This window comes from Neisseria sp. P0009.S010, assembly GCF_051958545.1.
GTDB lineage: Bacteria > Pseudomonadota > Gammaproteobacteria > Burkholderiales > Neisseriaceae > Neisseria > Neisseria subflava_A.
This window is the reverse complement of sequence record NZ_JBQCVH010000006.1, coordinates 1-16,255: the sequence shown is the minus strand read 5'-3', so window position 1 is coordinate 16,255 and position 16,255 is coordinate 1. Positions and strand designations below refer to the sequence as shown.

Genomic DNA, 16,255 nt, shown 5'->3' with positions numbered 1-16,255 from the left:
TTTGAATAAAGGCCATCTGAAACTTTCAGACGGCCTTTTTGATATTTAAAAGAACAAAAACATAAAAACTGATGACAGAGTAAAATACGTTACACAAAACCTATGACAGACAAAGGGATAATATGGAAACTCAAGCTTTAGAAAAAACTTTTGCTACACACGACGAATTTAACCGTAAGCCGATAGCCGAAAACATCATCAGGCTGTTGACATCGCCCATCGACCTTTCTCCTATGGTTATCGACGGTGGTTGGGGAATGGGCAAAACCGAATTTTGCCAAAAACTGATTCGGCTCATGCAGCAGCAACATCCCGATTATCAGCCCGTCTATATCGATGCCTTCCGTTCAGACCACAGCGGAGAGCCTCTGCTGGCATTGCTTGCCGAAATCATTAAAGCATGTACGCCTGAAGATACTGGCGATCAGCCGTCTGAACAGCGCAAAAATATTACGAGGAAAGTCGCGAAAGCCGCAGGATTCGTGATGAAAACCGTTGCTAAGGCAGCGGTTGGTCATGTTCTAAAGCAAAATACAGACGATTTGGCAGAAGAATTCCAACAGATAATGAATGACGGCCAAGATGCAGACAGTTTGGCCGAAACCGTAACCGATGCCGCTGCCACAATCGCCAGCCATACCATCGATGCAACCGTCGAAGCCTTGTTGAAAGAGCAAATCGAAGCGGAAAAAAATCTGGAAACGCTCAAAGCCTGCCTGAAAGAATTGGCAGCGGACAAACCGATTATCCTGTTTATCGATGAACTTGACCGTTGTCGTCCCGACTACGCGGTTGATATGTTGGAAGTTATCAAACACGTCTTTGATGTCGAAAACGTTAAAGTTGTGTTGGTAACGAATACCAAACAACTGCGTGCGGCGATTAATCATCGGTATGGTGCGGAAGTGGATGCGCAAAAATACTTGGATAAGTTTTTGAAGTATAGCTTCGCTTTGCCGGATAAGGTTGTGGCTCGGATTGAGGAGGAGCGAGCTTTGGTCTCGATTGAATATTTTAAACAATTGATACAAAACAGCCGTATAGCTGATGAGCTAAAAGGTTTAACTGAACAACAGATAATCTTGAATTTCATCAGCGATATGATAGAACGGAACGGTTTATCGCTTAGAGAAACAGAACGATTAGTCCGATTTTTAGAGATATACCATTCTTTAAGTGGTGGACTGAATAATGCAATCTGGCAATATTTTTTGCTTCGCATTACAGGTGTATTTATCTTCTGCTTCTATCCGAGTTTAATGGACGATATTAATAAAAATCGTACTGATAGCAAAGATTTTGCTCGATTATTCAATATTAAATCTTTGCGTGAGATTCCGCAAAATAGTCCTGGTCGTCTTGCTACAAATACAGATGTAATTACCGTAATGTTAATGGACTACAGCACTACAGAGGATTCACATTTTAAAATTTACGAAATTTCCAACTGGCATAATTGGATGAATCAAGTTAATGTAAATTTTCTTGAAGGTTCAGAAATTTACCCTAAAAGCAAAGAAGGTGTTTTTTCTATTCTCAAAAACACTTTCCGAGTCCTCAGTCTTGAGCAAACACCCCAATAAAAAAGGTCGTCTGAAAACCAAAAAACAAGTTTTCAGACGGCCTTTAATCATTTCAATAAACCGATAATTTTCCTATCGATGCCGTCTGAATTTCAATACGCCAAGCTCGGAGGCAAAGCCGTTTAGGGGGATGTCGTGGGGTTCGGTCGGCAGTGTGTCGGTCAGTTGGCAGCCGAAGCCTACGCCCAGGGTTTGGGTTTGCAGGCGGTATTTCGTGGCGGAGAGGGTGGCATCGTAATAGCCGCCGGCCTGTCCGAGGCGGTAGCCGCGTTTGTCGATGCCGACGATGGGGACCAGCAATAGGCTGAGTTGGTGGACGCGGATTTTCTTGCCGGTGAATTGGGGGACATGCAATTTGGCGCGGCCGCGTTTGCGTTCTTGTTTGGTGTCGTCGGCAGGGTAGGGGGTGAACCACATCCGCCGTGTGTTCGGTTCGATATAGGGCAGGTAGAGTTTTGCGCCGCGTTTTTGTGCGGCACGGACAAAGCCGTCCAATCGCAATTCCTTGCCCATCGGCCAATACACGCCGATTTTCCGTCCTTTTTTGATGTAGGGCTTGAGCAGGCGGTTGATGGTTTCGGTGGCGGCGTTTCGCTCGTCTGCGCTCATTTGGGCGCGTGCGCGGCGGAACTGTTTGCGTAATGCCGATTTTTCGGGATTCCTCATTTTCAGACGGCCTTTCGGGATTGCGGTAGAATGTTGCGATTATAACGATTTTGTTAACATTCAAACAGGACGCACACGATGTGGCATATTGTCGCCATCGGCTATCTTTTTGTTGCCGTGATGTTTTCCGCCGCGCAGCCGAGTATTGCGCGCGCGTTGATTTATTTGTTTTTTTGGGCAGTGTTGCCCACTGTGTTCACGGTCTTCGTCATGACCATCCGCCGCCGCAACCGCCTGATGAAACGGCAGGAGCAGGCGGAGTTTGAAGCGGCTCGCCAAAAGGCGGTACAGGCGGATGAAAAACAGGACGGAAAGGTATAAAATCCCTTTTCAGACGGCCTCTTATCCGCTATAATCCGTCAGTTTTCCATTTCGGAAACACTCTTTTATTTTTTAAAACTTATGCCCACTTTCGCCGAAGGGTGCTTGACAATAGGCGCCGCCTATCAAGTTCTATGCGATTGAATGTGTGCTCTTTAACCCTTTCAAGGAAATAACATGTCTCAAATTACTATGCGTCAGATGATTGAAGCCGGTGTTCACTTCGGTCACCAAACCCGTTTCTGGAACCCGAAAATGGCTCAATACATTTTCGGTGCGCGCAACAAAATCCATATCGTAAACTTGGAAAAAACCCTGCCGATGTTCCAAGAGGCGCAAGAAGCCGTACGTCGTCTGGTTGCCAACAAAGGTACAGTATTGTTCGTAGGTACCAAACGCCAAGCCCGCGACATCATCCGCGAAGAAGCTACCCGTGCCGGTATGCCTTTCGTTGATTACCGCTGGTTGGGTGGTATGCTGACTAACTACAAAACCGTTAAGCAATCCATCAAACGCCTGGAAGAAAAAACTGCTGCCCTGGAAAACGCTGCTGAAGGCGGTTTCAACAAAAAAGAAATTCTGGAAATGCAACGCGACGTTGAAAAACTGGAACGTTCTTTGGGCGGTATCAAAAACATGAAAGGCCTGCCTGACGCGATTTTCGTTATCGATACCGGCTACCAAAAAGGTACTCTGGTTGAGGCTGAAAAACTGGGCATCCCTGTTATCGCTGTAGTCGATACCAACAACAGCCCTGACGGCGTGAAATACGTTATCCCTGGTAACGATGACTCCGCTAAAGCTATCCGCCTGTACTGCCGCGGCATCGCTGACGCAGTTTTGGAAGGCAAAAACCAAGCGCTGCAAGAAACTGTAGCCGCTGCCCAAGAAGCTGCTGCCGAGTAATTCGGTACACAGAAGAGGGGCGTTATGCCCCTTTTCTCAAATCCCGTTCTGAAATCCGTTTCAGACGGCCACTATTTCCAAACACGGCAATGGCCGTGTTCCCAAAAATCTAGGAGATTCAAAATGGCAGAAATTACTGCAAAAATGGTTGCCGACCTGCGCGCCGCTACCGGCCTGGGCATGATGGAATGCAAAAAAGCCTTGGTTGAAGCTGAAGGCAACTTCGACAAAGCCGAAGAAATCCTGCGTATTAAATCTGGTGCGAAAGCCGGTAAACTGGCTGGCCGTACTGCTGCCGAAGGCGTATTGGCTTATGCAATCAACGGCAATGTCGGCGCATTGGTTGAAGTAAACTGCGAAACCGACTTCGTTGCTAAAGACGCCGGCTTCGTAGAATTTGCCAACTTCGTTGCTAAAACTGCTGCCGAGAAAAAACCGGCTTCTGTTGAAGAACTGAGCGAACTGGTTGAAGTAGAACGTAAAGCCATCATCGCTAAATTGGGCGAGAACATGTCTGTTCGCCGCTTCCAAGTGATCGACACTGCCAACCAACTGGTTGCCTACATCCACGGTGCTTTGGCTACTGAAGGCGTATTGGTTGAGTACAAAGGCTCTGAAGACGTAGCACGCAAAATCGGTATGCACATCGTTGCCGCTAAACCACAATGCGTAAGCGAAGCCGAAGTAGATGCTGAAACCGTTGAAAAAGAACGCCACATCTACACTGAACAAGCTATCGCTTCCGGCAAACCTGCCGACATCGCCGCTAAAATGGTTGAAGGCCGTATCCGCAAATTCTTGGCTGAAATCACTCTGAACGGCCAAGCGTTCGTGATGAACCCTGACCAAACTGTTGCCCAATTCGCTAAAGAAAACGGCACTGAAGTGGTTAGCTTCGTACGCTACAAAGTAGGCGACGGTATCGAGAAAGCCGTTGTTGACTACGCAGCCGAAGTTGCTGCCGCTGCTAAAGTGTAAGGCACTTATGAAAAAGAAAGCACCTAGATTCCAAACGAATCAGGGTGCTTTTTTTTGAGAAAACCGTTTACGGTACCTATTTTAAGACGACCGAATATAAAGGCCGTCTGAAAACAAAACAATAATAAACCGACACACCCTATCATTAATATTCCGACCGTTTGAAAATTCAGACGGCCCGAACTCCGACCGACGACATTCAAGAAAGCAAGGTATCCCATGACACAGCAAATCAAATACAAACGCGTATTACTGAAACTCTCCGGCGAATCCCTGATGGGCTCTGATCCATTCGGCATCAATCACGATACCATCGTTCAAACCGTCGGCGAAATTGCCGAAATCGTGAGAATGGGCGTGCAAGTCGGTATCGTTGTCGGCGGCGGTAACATTTTCCGCGGCGTATCTGCACAAGCGGGTAGCATGGACCGCGCCACTGCCGACTACATGGGCATGATGGCAACCGTCATGAACGCGTTGGCACTCAAAGATGCATTTGAAACCTTGGGCATCAAAGCGCGCGTACAATCCGCACTGTCTATGCAGCAAATCGCTGAAACTTACGCCCGTCCTAAAGCCATTCAATATTTGGAAGAAGGCAAAGTCGTGATTTTCGCCGCCGGTACCGGTAACCCATTCTTCACGACCGACACTGCCGCCGCATTGCGCGGTGCGGAAATGAACTGCGACGTGATGCTCAAAGCGACCAACGTTGACGGCGTGTACACCGCAGACCCGAAAAAAGACCCATCTGCAACACGCTACGAAACCATTACTTTTGATGAAGCCTTGTTGAAAAACCTCAAAGTGATGGACGCCACCGCTTTCGCCCTCTGCCGCGAACGCAAGCTCAATATTGTAGTATTCGGCATTGCTAAAGAAGGCTCGCTCAAACGCGTGGTAACCGGCGAAAACGAGGGTACACTGGTTCACTGCTAATCATTGAAAGGCCGTCTGAAACAGCCGAACGGGATACATTCGGCTTTCAGACGGCCTTTTATTTTCAGTTGGTTGCGCGGGTATTGGTTCATGGGTTGAAAAGGTTAAGAACCTGCTTGACCATAATGCCCAACCGACAATTCGACAACAAAAGGATATCCCATGAATATCACCGTCTTGGCTGTCGGCACGAAAATGCCGCGTTGGGTCGATGAGGCCGTCGGCGAGTACGCCAAACGCTTCGGGCGCGATGTCAATTATGCGCTGAAAGAAATCAAGCCGGAAAAACGAGGCGCGGGTGTGAATGCGGCTCAGGGTATGGCGGCTGAAGAAAAACGCCTGCTGGAAGCCATACCGCAGGGCGCGTTTTTGGTGGTATTGGACGAGCGCGGCAAAGCGCCGACTTCGGTCGAATTGGCACAACATTTGAAAAGCTGGCAGCAAAATGGCGAACACGTCTGCTTTATTATCGGCGGCGCAGACGGCATGACCGACCGTTTGAAACAGCAGGCAAACATGATGATGCGCCTTTCCAGCCTGACCTTGCCGCACGGCATGGTGCGCGTTTTGCTGACCGAGCAGCTTTATCGCGCCGTTTCGATTTTGCACAACCATCCGTATCATCGGGAATAATCTGTTTTGATTGCTGGGATAAGACGGTAATGCCGCCTTATCGGTTAAAAGCGGGGTTGAACCTGTTTTCAGACGGCCTGATTTTTCCGCATGAATCCTTTATAATCGTTTCTTTGATAAATCAACATCTTTCGGGAGAACCCAAATGTCCGATTTCCGTCAAGACTTCCTCAAATTCGCTTTGGCACAAAACGTGTTGAAATTCGGCGAATTTACAACTAAGGCCGGCCGTCAGTCGCCTTATTTTTTCAATGCCGGTTTGTTTAATGACGGCGCATCGACTTTGCAGCTGGCGAAGTTTTACGCCGAAGCCATTATTGCCAGCGGCGTGAAGTTCGATATGCTGTTCGGCCCGGCCTATAAAGGCATTATTTTGGCGGCGGCAACAGCGATGATGTTGGCGGAAAAAGGCGTAAACGTACCGTTTGCCTACAACCGCAAAGAAGCCAAAGACCACGGCGAGGGGGGTGTGTTGGTGGGCGCGCCTTTGAAAGGCCGCGTGCTGATTATCGATGATGTGATTTCCGCTGGTACATCCGTGCGCGAGTCGGTCAAACTGATTGAGGCCGAAGGCGCAACGCCTGCCGCAGTGGCCATTGCGCTCGACCGCATGGAAAAAGGTACGGGCGAATTGTCGGCGGTGCAGGAAGTCGAAAAACAATACGGCCTGCCGGTGGTTTCGATTGCCAACCTGAACGACTTGTTCACGCTCTTGCAAAACAATGCCGAATTTGGCGGCTTCTTCGAGCCGGTCAAAGCCTATCGCGAACGTTACGGCGCGGTTTAAACCATAACATCATGCTCAGGTCGTCTGAAACAGTTTTCAGACGGCCTGAAGCATTGGCTAAAATATATTTTTGATTCAATACACTTACGGAAATACTCATGCCTGCTTGTTCTTGTCCTCATTGTAAAACACCGCATTGGGTGAAAGATGCCCAGTTGAACGTGGCGCAGGGTTTCGTGGTCTGCACGCGTTGTTCGGGGATGTTTAAGGCCAAGGATTATCTGTCGGGCAACCTGCCGGCCGATCCGGTCCATCTGCCTGTGGCGGTAACGGATGTGCGCCTCGTGCATAACATCGGCGCGCAAATCCTCAAGCATTCCAAACTCTCGCGCAAAGAAATTTCCGATTTGCTCAACAGTGCGCTTAAGGAAGAGCCTAAGGCGGAAGAGCAGGCGGCGGTCAAAACGCGCAAGGACGGTTTCAACTGGACGTTGGCATCGCTGATTGCGCTGACGGTTTTGATTATGCAACTCTTTTATCTTGCCCTGCTATGAGTACCATCGCCCATTTTGTCGCCAGCTTTCGTGAGGCCGCGCCCTATATCCAATATTTGCGCGGCAAAACCATGGTGGTCGGCGTGACCGACAGCCTGTTGGAAGGCGAAACCTTGATTCGTTTGGCCGCAGATTTGAATCTGTTGGCCAGCTTGGGCTTGCGTTTGGTCTTGGTGCACGGTTCGCGGCATTTGCTTGATAAATTGGCTTCGGGTCGGAATTTTGTTCCGAAATACAGCGGCAGTCGACGGATTACCGATGAAGCGACTTTGATGGAAGTGAAGCAAGTGGCGGGAATTATCCGCAGCGATGTGGAAGCCGCCTTGTTCAGCAGTGTATCTGCACAACAACGGAGCAAGCCGCCGGTTATCGCGTGCGGCAACTTTATTACCGCTCGTCCGTTGGGCGTTATCGACGGCGTGGACATGGGCTATACCGGTACCGTCCGCAAAATCGACGCAGAAGAAATCCGTTTGCGTTTGGATAGCGGCGCGGTGGTGCTTATCAGCCCTTTGGGACATTCGTACAGCGGCAAAACCTTCAACCTGAGTATGTGCGAAACCGCTCAGGAAGTGGCCATGGCTTTGCAGGCGGAGAAACTGGTTTTCTTGACCGAAGAAGCCGGTATCCGTCGTGCCGACGGCTCGTTGGCCAATACTTTGTCTGTCGGCGAAGTGCAGGAGCTGATACGTGACAATCCGGATGCACCTGCCGATTTACTCCATGCGGCGGTAGGCGCGTTGGAAAACGGCGTATCGCGGGTGCAGATTCTCAACGGCCGTGAAGACGGCAGCCTGCTGCGCGAGCTGTTTACCCGTGAGGGCAGCGGTACCTCGATTGCCCGTGAGCCGTTTGTTTCCATCCGTCAGGCACGCAGCGACGACATTCCGCACATCATCGCCTTAATCCGTCCGTTGGCGGAACAAGGCATCTTGTTACACCGCAGCCGCGAGTATTTGGAAAACCATATTTCCAGTTTTTCCGTATTGGAACACGATCAAAACATTTACGGCTGCGTGGCGCTGAAAACCTTTTCCGAACCGGACTGCGGCGAATTGGCCTGCCTGGTGGTGTCGCCCGAAGCGCGCGATGGCGGCTACGGCGAATTGCTGTTGGAACATCTGTTTCAAAAAGCACGCGCCTTAAATATTAAAACGCTCTTCGCCTTATCCACGCACACGGGCGAATGGTTTGTCGAACGGGGCTTTCAGACGGCCTCAGCCGATGACCTGCCTGCCGAACGCCGGCAGGAATACAATGCCAACGGCCGCAATTCCAAAGTATTTGTTTATGACTTGCAGTCCGTCTGAAAACCTCAATCCTATTATCCGTTTTTAAAAATTACTCAAATCTTATGTTGAAAATCATCTCTGCCAACGTCAACGGCATCCGCTCCGCCTATAAAAAAGGTTTTTATGAATACATCGCCGCTTCCGGTGCCGACATCGTCTGCGTGCAGGAACTGAAAGCTCAAGAGGCCGACCTGTCAGACGATATGAAAAATCCGCACGGTATGCACGGCTACTGGCATTGCGCCGAAAAGCGCGGTTACAGCGGCGTGGCGGTGTACAGCAAACGCAAACCCGATAATGTGCAAATCGGCATGGGCATTGAAGAATTTGACAGGGAAGGCCGTTTTGTCCGTTGCGACTTCGGCAAGTTGTCGGTAATTTCGCTGTATCTTCCCAGCGGCAGCAGCGCGGAAGAGCGCCAACAAGTGAAATACCGCTTTTTGGACGCGTTCTATCCCATGCTCGAAGCCATGAAAAACGAAGGACGCGACATCGTCGTCTGCGGCGACTGGAATATTGCCCACCAAAACATCGACTTGAAAAACTGGAAGGGCAATCAGAAAAATTCGGGCTTCTTGCCTGAAGAGCGCGAATGGATAGGCAAAGTCATCCACAAACTCGGTTGGACGGATATGTGGCGCACACTTTATCCCGATGTACCGGGCTATACCTGGTGGAGCAACCGCGGACAAGCGTATGCGAAAGATGTCGGGTGGCGTATCGATTATCAGATGGTTACGCCGGAGTTGGCCGCCAAAGCCGTTTCCGCACATGTTTATAAAGACGAAAAATTCTCGGATCACGCCCCTTTAGTTGTGGAGTATGACTATGTTGCCGAATAAGTTTTTTGGTAAGTACGACTGGAATATAAACAGTAAAACCGGCGTAGGTGCGGTTTGGGTTGTGGCGGCATTTGTGCTGCCCATGCTGGTGTGGGCAATATTTATGCTGGCGCGGATGTCCGGCTGGGTTGCGCCGACTAAGGCCAATCCGACTTGGGCGTTGGTATGGCTGCTGTTTTCCCTTCCTTGCCTACTAATTGCGGCCAAGTGCTTTGCTTGGAAGGGCTGGCGGCTGATTGCCAACATCGTACTTTGTCTGGCGACTTGTGCCATCCTCAGCGTGCCAGCCGCATTGCTTATTGCATTTACACTCAACGACTTGCTCAAATAGGCCGTCTGAAATGCAGAGCTTCGAACTCGAAGAAATGGCATTGTTTCTGATACGCGATGCGGATGAAGCGGAAATGTGGATAGACCGCTGGGCGGTCAGCTATCCGATTGTTCAAACCGCCGAAGCCGATGGTCGGCAAACCGTTTCCGAATGGCAACACGCCATTCGGACGGCCTTTGAGCATATCGTCAGCAGAAATATTGCCGTCGTGGCTCATGGTGTCGGTGTGTCTGCATTTTTGGCATGGCTGTACCAAGCCGACATCATGACGCAAAAACGCCTGACCAATATTATTTTGGTCTCGCCGCGTCCCGAAGCTTTTCCCGAAGACGAAATCCATACGTTCCAGCGTGTCCGCTGCCCTTGCCGTACAGCGTTGGTCATCGCCGAAACAAACGGCACGCCACGCGATTGGGCGCAAGAACAGGCCGACCGCTGGCAGGCGCGCCTGCTTCAATCGCCGCATTCCGGCCGGTTAAACGGCGCGCTCAGCGGCTGGCAATGGGGCATGAAGCTGATGCAGGAAATGCTGTTGAGTAAGTAGTGTAGCAGTATCTATTAATATTAATAAACGAAGGCCGTCTGAAACCGATATGTGTTTCAGACGGCCTTTGTTTACAAATATCATGTTAAATATAATTAAAAGAAACTATTCTCATTTCTTTTATGAAGCAATATAATTCGGTTGTTTCGTTAAATTGAGTATAAAAATGCAAATACCATTTCATTTGGCTTTATTACCCACGCTGATTATCGCTTCCTTCCCTGTTGCTGCCGCCGATACGCAGGATAATGGTGAACATTACACCGCCACGCTGCCCACCGTTTCCGTGGTTGGGCAGTCCGACACCAGCGTACTCAAAGGCTACATCAACTACGACGAAGCCGCCGTTACCCGCAACGGCCAGCTCATCAAAGAAACGCCGCAAACCGTCGATACGCTCAATATCCAGAAAAACAAAAACTACGGCACGAACGATTTGAGTTCCATCCTCGAAGGCAATGCCGGCATCGACGCTGCCTATGATATGCGCGGCGAAAGCATTTTCCTGCGCGGTTTTCAAGCCGACGCATCCGATATTTACCGTGACGGCGTGCGCGAAAGCGGGCAGGTCCGCCGCAGTACCGCCAACATCGAGCGCGTGGAAATCCTGAAAGGCCCGTCTTCCGTCCTTTACGGCCGCACCAACGGCGGCGGCGTCATCAATATGGTCAGCAAATACGCCAACTTTAAACAAAGCCGCAACGTCGGTGCGGTTTACGGCTCGTGGGCAAACCGCAGCCTGAATATGGACATCAACGAAGTGCTGAACAAAAACGTCGCCATCCGCCTCACCGGCGAAGTCGGGCGCGCCAATTCGTTCCGCAGCGGCATAGACAGCAAAAACGTCATGGTTTCGCCCAGCATTACCGTCAAACTCGACAACGGCTTGAAGTGGACGGGGCAATACACCTACGACAATGTGGAGCGCACGCCCGACCGCAGTCCGACCAAGTCCGTGTACGACCGTTTCGGACTGCCTTACCGCATGGGTTTCGCCCACCCGAACGATTTTGTCAAAGACAAGCTGCAAGTTTGGCGTTCCGACCTTGAATACGCCTTCAACGACAAATGGCGCGCCCAATGGCAGCTCGCCCACCGCACGGCGGCGCAGGATTTCGACCATTTCTATGCAGGCAGCGAAAACGGCAGCCTAATCAAGCGCAACTACGCCTGGCAGCAGACCGACAACAAAACCCTGTCGTCCAACTTCACACTCAACGGCGACTACAACATCGGGCGTTTTGAAAACCACCTGACCGTAGGCATGGACTACAGCCGCGAACACCGCAACCCGACATTGGGTTACAGCCGCGCCTTTTCCGCCTCCATCGACCCCTACGACCGCGCAAGCTGGCCGGCTTCGGGCAGGCTGCAACCCGTCCTCACCCAAAACCGCCACAAAGCCGATTCCTACGGCATCTTCGTGCAAAACATCTTCTCTGCCACGCCCGATTTGAAATTCGTCCTCGGCGGCCGTTACGACAAATACACCTTTAATTCTGAAAACAAACTTACCGGCAGCAGTCGCCAGTACAGCGGCCACTCATTAAGCCCCAATATCGGTGCAGTGTGGAACGTAACGCCTGCCCACACACTCTACGCCTCATATAACAAAGGCTTTGCACCTTATGGCGGACGCAGTGGCTATTTGAGCATCGACACTTCGTCTTCCGCCGTGTTCAACGCCGACCCCGAGTACACCCGCCAATACGAAACCGGCGTCAAAAGCAGTTGGTTGGACGACCGCCTCAGCACCACATTGTCCGCCTACCAAATCGAACGCTTCAATATCCGCTACCGTCCCGACGCGCAAAATGATCCCTACACTTGGGCCGTTGGCGGCAAACACCGTTCGCGCGGCGTGGAGCTGTCAGCCATCGGACAAATCATCCCCAAAAAACTCTACCTGCGCGGCTCGTTGGGCGTGATGCAGGCGAAAGTCGTTGAAGACAAAGAAAATCCCGACCGAGTGGGCATCCATTTGGACAACACCAGCAACGTTACCGGCAACCTGTTCTTCCGTTACACGCCGACCGAAAACCTCTACGGCGAAATCGGCGTAACCGGTACGGGCAAACGCTACGGCTACGATTCAAGAAACAAAGAAGTGACCACGCTTCCCGGCTTTGCCCGAGTTGATGCCATGCTCGGCTGGAACCATAAAAACGTCAACGTTACCTTTGCCGCAGCCAATCTGCTCAATCAAAAATATTGGCGTTCGGACGCCATGCCGGGTAATCCGCGCGGCTATACCGCCCGGGTAAATTACCGTTTCTGATGAAATCAGGCAAAGGCCGTCTGAAAATAAGGCTATGATCTAAGCCATATTTCAGACGGCCTTTATAAAGGTTGAAATAAAACTAAACACATTTTTTCACTCAAATCGAACACACCTCCAACAAAATGCCATAAAATCCGCCCATTGATTTGAATGTAAAGAGATACCTATGAAACTGAAAACCTTAGCCTTGACTTCATTGACCCTGTTGGCATTGGCCGCTTGCGGCAAACAGGTGGAAACCAGCGTTCCGGCAGACAGCGCCCAAAGCAGTGCATCCGCTCCGGCAGCCCCTGCCGCATTGACCGAAGGTGTCAATTACACCGTCTTGTCTAACCCGATTCCGCAACAGCAGGCCGGCAAAATCGAAGTATTGGAATTCTTCGGCTACTTCTGCCCGCATTGCGCCCATTTGGAGCCGGTTTTGAGCGAACACATCAAAACGTTTAAAGATGATACCTATATGCGCCGGGAGCATGTCGTTTGGGGTGATGAAATGAAACCTTTGGCACGTTTGGCTGCCGCAGTGGAAATGGCCGGTGAATCAGATAAAGCCAACAGCCATATTTTCGATGCGATGGTTAACCAAAAAATCAATCTGGCCGATACCGATACCCTGAAAAAATGGTTGTCTGAGCAAACCGCGTTTGACGGCAAAAAAGTATTGGCTGCATTTGAAGCGCCTGAAAGCCAAGCGCGTGCGGCTCAAATGGAAGAATTGACCAATAAATTCCAAATCAGCGGCACACCGACCGTTATCGTCGGCGGCAAATACCAAGTTGAATTTAAAGACTGGCAGTCTGGCATGACTACGATTGACCAGTTGGTGGACAAAGTACGCGAAGAGCAGAAAAAGCCACAATAAGTTGAAGGCTGAATGAATAAAGGCCGTCTGAAAATAGATTTCAGACGGCCTTTTATATTAGATGTTATAGAAGAAATGGTTGCTTAAGGTCTCATGATTTTAAATCTGAATACAAAACCAAAACGCCGTCTGAAACTTTTCAGACGGCGTTTTCTGTCAAATCGGCTTACAAACCTGGGAACATGCCTTTCATTCCCTTCATGCCTTTGGCCAAGCGCATCAGTTTGCCCAAGCCGTTGCCGCTGAACATCTTCATCATTTGTTGCATTTGTTCAAACTGTTTGAGCAATTTGTTCACTTCCTGCACGGTCGTGCCTGCACCCATTGCAATACGGCGTTTGCGGCTGGCTTTGAGCAGGGCAGGGTTGGCGCGTTCTTTTGGAGTCATTGAGTTGATGATGGCTTCTACTTTGCCCATCGCTTTTTCGGCCGTGCCTTCGGGGATTTGTTTCGATATTTGACCCAGTTCGCCCGGCATTTTCGACATCAGGTTTTCCAAGCCGCCCATATTGCGCATCTGTTGGATTTGTTCTTTAAAGTCATTGAGGTCGAAGCCTTTGCCTTTTTGCAGCTTTTTTGCCATTTTGGCGGCGGCTTCTTCATCAATACCTTTTTGAACGTCTTCAATCAGGGTCAATACGTCGCCCATGCCGAGGATACGGCTGGCAAGACGGTCGGGGTGGAAAGGTTCGAGGCCGTTGATTTTCTCGCCGACACCGATAAATTTAATCGGTTTGCCGGTTACATGGCGTACGGACAATGCCGCACCGCCGCGCGAGTCGCCGTCCATCTTGGTCAATACGACACCGGTCAGCGGCAGGGCTTCATTAAATGCCTGAGCAGTGTTCACAGCATCCTGACCTAACATGGCATCGATGACGAACAAAGTTTCAACCGGGTTAACCGCAGCATGAAGCGCTTTGATTTCGTTCATCATTTCTTCATCGATTGCCAGGCGGCCGGCGGTATCGACCATCAAGACATCGTAAAAATGTTTTTTGGCGTAATCGACGGCGGCAGTTGCAATCTCAACCGGTTTTTGGTTGGTATCGGATGGGAAAAAGTCCACGCCGACCTGTTCGGCCAACAGACGCAGCTGTTCAATCGCGGCAGGGCGGTAAACGTCGGCAGATACCACTAAGACTTTTTTCTTCTGATCGTTTTTCAGCAGGCGGGCGAGTTTGCCGACGGTTGTTGTCTTACCGGCACCCTGCAAACCGGCCATTAAAACAATGGCAGGCGGTGAAACCGACAAATCCAGCGTTTTGTTTTCCTTGCCCATCAATTCGACTAAGGCTTGGTTAACCACACCAATAAAGGCTTGGTCAGGCGTCAGGCTGCCGACGACTTCTTGGCCAAGGGCCTGTTCTTTGACTGTGTTGACGAATTCTTTAACGACGGGCAATGCAACGTCGGCTTCCAGCAGGGCAAGACGAACCTCGCGCAAGGCTTCTTTAATATTGTCTTCGGTCAGCGTTGATTGGCCGCGAATATTTTTAAGTACCTTGCTGAAGCGGTTGGTCAGGTTGTCTAACATACTTATCCTTGATAATGAGAATAGCTGCCCAATACAGGGCATTCTTTGTTAAAATAAAATTCGGATTATTTTACACGATAGTCCGAAGTTATGCTTCAAGAACACAAACACGACACCAAGGCCGTCTGAAACCCTGCCGGGTGTCTGTCAAGTGTTCACATGTCTATTGAGAAAGATATTTATGCCGATTGTCTTAATCTGCCTTATGCTGGTGTATGCCGGATTGGGCGCATTTTCCTGGTTGCAACATAAAAAGCACAATAATAAGTCTTACCCGCTGAAAACCGAGCTGCTGATTTTGAGCGGCGCATTATTGGTACATGGCGCAGCATTGATGTTCCCAGTATTGCAGGATAGGGTATTGATTACCGGTTTTGGCTATTCGCTCAGTCTGATAGTCTGGCTGATGCTGATGATGTACTGCTTGGGCAGCTTCTTTTATTGTCTGCGCGGTGTGCAACTCTTATTGTATCCCTGTGCTGCATTGACCTTATTGCTGGGTTTCCTTTTCCCGGGAGATTTCACAGGTCGTCAAATTGTAGACTTATTGCCGCTATCGCACATTGCATCATCATTGCTCGCATACGGATTGTTTGGCATCGTTACCTTATTTGCCATCCTGATCCTTTTGCTCGACCGCAATCTGCACAAACGCCGTTTTTCCGCATTGGTCAGCTTCTTGCCGCCATTATTGAGTTTGGAAAAACTTATGTTCCAAGGTATGTGGGCAGGTTTCGTTTTATTGACCTATTCAGTTATCAGCGGGACGTTTTTTGCCGAAGCCATTTTCGGCAAACCCATGACCTTCACGCATAAAACCATCTTCAGTATTATGTCGTGGCTGATTTATGGCGCATTATTGTTGAAACACAGCATGACCGCATGGCGCGGCAAGAAAGCCGCCGTTTGGACTATTGTCGGATTTGTCAGTCTGATTTTTGCCTATGTGGGCAGTAAATTTGTCCTAGAAATTGTCCTTCAACGTATTGGATAAATAGAAACCATAAAAAAAGGCCGTCTGAAAGAGCATTTCAGACGGCCTTTAGTTTGTATTTTTTTGTATGTATGGATAGTGTGGGAGTTTGATAGTATTTTTTTAGAAATAAAAACCCTGTTAAAACAGGGAAGTGATTAAATTTCAGAAAATAATTTTGTGAAATGTGTTGACTGGTTTTGTAGGTGGGCGTATAGTTCGGTTCTTCGCTGCTGACGCGGTGAAGAAAACGAAGCAGACAGTATAACACAGTTAGTTAGAATTT

The 16,255-nt window shown here is 49.7% G+C and carries 17 protein-coding genes; 15 read left to right on the top strand and 2 right to left on the bottom strand.

Annotated features, from left to right (window positions below):
• Positions 1 to 122: 122 nt before the first annotated feature.
• On the top strand, positions 123 to 1,583 hold the full coding sequence (locus ACTHSN_RS07495) for a KAP family P-loop NTPase fold protein (protein WP_440346428.1): 1,461 nt from the start codon (positions 123 to 125) through the stop codon (positions 1,581 to 1,583).
• 72 nt (positions 1,584 to 1,655) lie between these two features.
• Here the strand turns inward: ACTHSN_RS07495 and ACTHSN_RS07490 are convergent, their stop codons facing one another.
• Positions 1,656 to 2,249, bottom strand: a complete 594-nt coding sequence (locus tag ACTHSN_RS07490; protein WP_440365235.1) for a 5-formyltetrahydrofolate cyclo-ligase — start codon at positions 2,247 to 2,249, stop codon at positions 1,656 to 1,658.
• A 78-nt stretch (positions 2,250 to 2,327) separates the two neighbouring features.
• On the opposite strand from ACTHSN_RS07490, the gene ACTHSN_RS07485 reads away from it, so the two are divergent.
• From ACTHSN_RS07485 to ACTHSN_RS07425, 13 genes are all read left to right on the top strand, one after another.
• Positions 2,328 to 2,570, top strand: coding sequence for a hypothetical protein (locus ACTHSN_RS07485; RefSeq protein ID WP_440365234.1), 243 nt, complete (start codon positions 2,328 to 2,330; stop codon positions 2,568 to 2,570).
• A gap of 177 nt (positions 2,571 to 2,747) precedes the next feature.
• On the top strand, positions 2,748 to 3,476 hold the full coding sequence (gene rpsB / locus ACTHSN_RS07480; RefSeq protein WP_002230071.1) for a 30S ribosomal protein S2: 729 nt from the start codon (positions 2,748 to 2,750) through the stop codon (positions 3,474 to 3,476).
• 123 nt (positions 3,477 to 3,599) lie between these two features.
• On the top strand, positions 3,600 to 4,454 hold the full coding sequence (gene tsf, locus ACTHSN_RS07475; protein WP_070461228.1) for a translation elongation factor Ts: 855 nt from the start codon (positions 3,600 to 3,602) through the stop codon (positions 4,452 to 4,454).
• Positions 4,455 to 4,673: 219 nt separating this feature from the next.
• The gene (pyrH, locus tag ACTHSN_RS07470; RefSeq protein WP_003708812.1) at positions 4,674 to 5,393 is read left to right on the top strand and encodes a UMP kinase; all 720 of its coding nucleotides are present in this window, start codon (positions 4,674 to 4,676) and stop codon (positions 5,391 to 5,393) included.
• 162 nt (positions 5,394 to 5,555) lie between these two features.
• The gene (gene rlmH / locus ACTHSN_RS07465) at positions 5,556 to 6,026 is read left to right on the top strand and encodes a 23S rRNA (pseudouridine(1915)-N(3))-methyltransferase RlmH (protein ID WP_036493712.1); all 471 of its coding nucleotides are present in this window, start codon (positions 5,556 to 5,558) and stop codon (positions 6,024 to 6,026) included.
• Between the two features lie 145 nt (positions 6,027 to 6,171).
• Positions 6,172 to 6,813, top strand: coding sequence for an orotate phosphoribosyltransferase (gene pyrE, locus ACTHSN_RS07460; RefSeq protein WP_003682682.1), 642 nt, complete (start codon positions 6,172 to 6,174; stop codon positions 6,811 to 6,813).
• 98 nt (positions 6,814 to 6,911) lie between these two features.
• Positions 6,912 to 7,307, top strand: a complete 396-nt coding sequence (locus ACTHSN_RS07455; RefSeq protein ID WP_070461225.1) for an MJ0042-type zinc finger domain-containing protein — start codon at positions 6,912 to 6,914, stop codon at positions 7,305 to 7,307.
• Positions 7,304 to 8,617 (top strand): amino-acid N-acetyltransferase, encoded by a 1,314-nt coding sequence (argA, locus tag ACTHSN_RS07450; protein WP_107811077.1) that lies wholly within the window; start codon positions 7,304 to 7,306, stop codon positions 8,615 to 8,617. The genes ACTHSN_RS07455 and argA overlap by 4 nt, the downstream gene beginning before the upstream one ends.
• 44 nt (positions 8,618 to 8,661) lie before the next feature.
• On the top strand, positions 8,662 to 9,441 hold the full coding sequence (locus tag ACTHSN_RS07445; RefSeq protein WP_003684015.1) for an exodeoxyribonuclease III: 780 nt from the start codon (positions 8,662 to 8,664) through the stop codon (positions 9,439 to 9,441).
• On the top strand, positions 9,428 to 9,772 hold the full coding sequence (locus ACTHSN_RS07440; protein WP_003749424.1) for a hypothetical protein: 345 nt from the start codon (positions 9,428 to 9,430) through the stop codon (positions 9,770 to 9,772). The genes ACTHSN_RS07445 and ACTHSN_RS07440 overlap by 14 nt, the downstream gene beginning before the upstream one ends.
• Positions 9,773 to 9,782: 10 nt before the next feature.
• The gene (locus ACTHSN_RS07435; protein ID WP_107811078.1) at positions 9,783 to 10,316 is read left to right on the top strand and encodes an alpha/beta hydrolase; all 534 of its coding nucleotides are present in this window, start codon (positions 9,783 to 9,785) and stop codon (positions 10,314 to 10,316) included.
• Positions 10,317 to 10,482: 166 nt separating this feature from the next.
• Positions 10,483 to 12,594, top strand: a complete 2,112-nt coding sequence (locus ACTHSN_RS07430; protein WP_107811079.1) for a TonB-dependent receptor — start codon at positions 10,483 to 10,485, stop codon at positions 12,592 to 12,594.
• A 169-nt stretch (positions 12,595 to 12,763) separates the two neighbouring features.
• Positions 12,764 to 13,459, top strand: a complete 696-nt coding sequence (locus ACTHSN_RS07425) for a thiol:disulfide interchange protein DsbA/DsbL (RefSeq protein WP_107810666.1) — start codon at positions 12,764 to 12,766, stop codon at positions 13,457 to 13,459.
• Positions 13,460 to 13,625: 166 nt separating this feature from the next.
• Here the strand turns inward: ACTHSN_RS07425 and ffh are convergent, their stop codons facing one another.
• Positions 13,626 to 14,996, bottom strand: a complete 1,371-nt coding sequence (gene ffh, locus ACTHSN_RS07420) for a signal recognition particle protein (protein ID WP_003684000.1) — start codon at positions 14,994 to 14,996, stop codon at positions 13,626 to 13,628.
• A 181-nt stretch (positions 14,997 to 15,177) separates the two neighbouring features.
• On the opposite strand from ffh, the gene ACTHSN_RS07415 reads away from it, so the two are divergent.
• Positions 15,178 to 15,990 carry a cytochrome C assembly family protein gene (locus tag ACTHSN_RS07415; RefSeq protein ID WP_049336876.1) on the top strand — a complete coding sequence of 271 codons (813 nt, stop codon included), beginning with the start codon at positions 15,178 to 15,180 and terminating at the stop codon, positions 15,988 to 15,990.
• Positions 15,991 to 16,255 lie beyond the last annotated feature (265 nt).